This window comes from Bacteroides sp. HMSC067B03 (assembly GCF_001811315.1).
GTDB lineage: Bacteria > Bacteroidota > Bacteroidia > Bacteroidales > Bacteroidaceae > Bacteroides > Bacteroides faecis.
This window is the reverse complement of sequence record NZ_KV804401.1, coordinates 1-2,274: the sequence shown is the minus strand read 5'-3', so window position 1 is coordinate 2,274 and position 2,274 is coordinate 1. Positions and strand designations below refer to the sequence as shown.

Annotated in this window: 3 protein-coding genes and 1 pseudogene; 3 read left to right on the top strand and 1 reads right to left on the bottom strand. The window is 40.7% G+C overall.

The window, feature by feature from the left end:
• From HMPREF2794_RS17245 to HMPREF2794_RS17235, 3 genes and pseudogenes are all read left to right on the top strand, one after another.
• Positions 1-89: pseudogene (locus HMPREF2794_RS17245) on the top strand (single-stranded DNA-binding protein); the annotation flags it as partial.
• Positions 90-258: 169 nt separating this feature from the next.
• Positions 259-597, top strand: coding sequence for a helix-turn-helix domain-containing protein (locus tag HMPREF2794_RS17240; RefSeq protein ID WP_005868750.1), 339 nt, complete (start codon positions 259-261; stop codon positions 595-597).
• Entirely contained in the window at positions 594-1,871 is a 1,278-nt protein-coding gene (locus tag HMPREF2794_RS17235; RefSeq protein ID WP_005868749.1) for a type II toxin-antitoxin system HipA family toxin, read from the top strand. The genes HMPREF2794_RS17240 and HMPREF2794_RS17235 overlap by 4 nt, the downstream gene beginning before the upstream one ends.
• Before the next feature lie 157 nt (positions 1,872-2,028).
• Here the strand turns inward: HMPREF2794_RS17235 and HMPREF2794_RS29015 are convergent, their stop codons facing one another.
• On the bottom strand, positions 2,029-2,190 hold the full coding sequence (locus HMPREF2794_RS29015) for a hypothetical protein (RefSeq protein ID WP_005868748.1): 162 nt from the start codon (positions 2,188-2,190) through the stop codon (positions 2,029-2,031).
• Between the last annotated feature and the right edge of the window lie 84 nt (positions 2,191-2,274).

Here is a 2,274-nt window from a genome sequence, read left to right as displayed (position 1 = left end):
CGGAAGAATGGACGGATTCTAAAAGTGGGGAGAAACGTAACCGCATTGTGATGGTAGCTACTAAGTTCTACCCGACTCCGGAAAAATAAGAACCCCCGGACTAAAAAGAAAAAGCAATCAAACGATTGAAGCGGCACAAGGTCGCTTCAATCGTTTGCTAATGCGGCAGAAGATTATAAAAAAAGTGTTTCTTAATTTGGTGATTTTCAGATTTATCGGTATTTTTGTATCAAAAATGATACCTAAATATGTTTTTCTATGAAAAGATTATATGATACATATACAATATACGAATTTTCAGATGAATGTATTGTAAAGGAAATCTGCAAGAGAGTTAAGTCTATAAGACTTAGCTGCTGTTTTTCCCAGCAAGAATTTGCGGATAAGGCAGGAGTATCTATCGTTACTATTAAGAGAATAGAATCTTGTAAAGTAAGTGATATTGCCCTAAGTACATTGCTTAAGATTTTGCGTATAAGTGGAACTCTTGAAGGCGTTGTCGGTTTGGTTCCGGAACTTCCAGACTCCCCTTTCCTAATCAATGAAAAAACAGGTAAAAGAATACAAAGAATTAACGGTAAACGTAAGATGGTATGAAGAAAGAGCCGATTATAGTGAATGTATATCTGTGGGGGACTTGCATTGGCAAATTGAATTGGGACTTTGAAAAGCATTGTTCTGTATTCCAATTTACGGATGAATATAGGAAACAAGATTATGATATATGCCCTTCCACACACCCTAAGAGAACCCCTTTGTTTGCGTCTTTCTATGGGAATAAAGATAAATTATATCAAGGGCTTCCGGAATTTCTTGCAGATGCGCTTCCTGACAAATGGGGGGCTTCCCTATTTGACCAATGGCTCACGGATAATAATATAAAGGTTACGGAATCATTGCCTCTATTGAAGCTCTCTTATATTGGCAAGAGGGCTATGGGAGCATTGGAATTTGAACCGGAATTTAATGATGATGCCATCCATGAGTCAGTAAATATGTCATCATTGGCAACTTTGGCTTCTAAAATATATAATGATCGAGATGCTGCTGTCATATCACCGGAGGATAGCCTCACGATGAAAAAGTTGATATATCTTGGAACTTCTGCCGGTGGCATGCGCCCGAAGGCAGTGATTGCCTATAATCTCGAAACGGAAGAGTTTCGTTCCGGCCAGGTGGATTTGCCTGAAAATTTTAAGCAGTATATCATCAAATTTAAAGAAGCAGATGACTCTCCTACCACAGAGATAGAAATGGTATATAGCGAAATGGCAAAGGCGGCGGGAATCAACATGATGCCATGCTTCCTGAAAGAAATTGATGGAAGAAATCATTTCGTAACGGAAAGATTTGATCGTAAGAATGGAGAAAAGCTCTTTAGTCAGACCCTTGCGGCCATTATGCCGGGTGCAGATGATTATATGAAGCTGTGTTGGATAGCAGAGACTCTGAAACTTCCCCAGGAAGACAAAGATCAGATATTTATCAGAATGGTATTTAATTATGTCGCAGGTATATCCGATGATCATAATAAGAACATATCGTTTATCATGGATAAGGCAGGGGTATGGCGTTTATCACCTGCATATGATGTAATGTTCACGGCAAATACATGGGAAAATTCTTCAGCACACATTCATTCGATGGGCGTGATGGGCAAAAGGTCTGCCTTGACTACAAGTGATTTCGTCAACTTTGCCGAGGATTTTGTAGAGGAGCCCGAAAAGAAGATATTACAGGTGTTCGATGCTGTAAGCAAATTTCAATCGTTATGCGCCACGTATGGCATAGATAAGGCTATATTTGATAAAATCCAACATGTATTGGATGGATTGGTCACTGATGATTTGGATTTGCTGCAATTAACTTAAAGAACAGTAGATGGTGATAGTTGCTCCAGTCTTTTCTGGAACGGCTTTCTTTTCTTTTGAGATCTTTATACCCCTATTTGTTATTTTGGAGAAAGTCACATGTTTCCCACCCACCCTTTCAGCGGAGTGACTGTCCCCGTTTCAGGATTTCTCATAGTCACTCGCAGGCTCCGTGATTGTGTGAAATCCAGGAATGGGGAAGGCAAAGGAGAGAGGCATATCCGGTCTGCTTTCGGAGCTTCGGCCACATCGAGACAACCTCTTTCCGGCGGCTATGCCACTCTCCTTTTATTTGCCCGGCAGTCTGTTGCTTACCCATATGCCCCAGCCTTTTAGGGCTGTATATAGGTAGTCGGATATTTCGCCGCTAAATCGGCAGTCCGCTTCAATCGTTTGCTTGCTT

Bases quoted from the DNA above. Each gene is read 5' to 3' on its own strand.
- HMPREF2794_RS17240 (WP_005868750.1), top strand. From the start codon at position 259: ATGAAAAGATTATATGATACATATACAATATACGAATTTTCAGATGAA.
- HMPREF2794_RS17235 (WP_005868749.1), top strand. From the start codon at position 594: ATGAAGAAAGAGCCGATTATAGTGAATGTATATCTGTGGGGGACTTGC.
- HMPREF2794_RS29015 (WP_005868748.1), bottom strand. From the start codon at position 2,190: ATGGGTAAGCAACAGACTGCCGGGCAAATAAAAGGAGAGTGGCATAGC.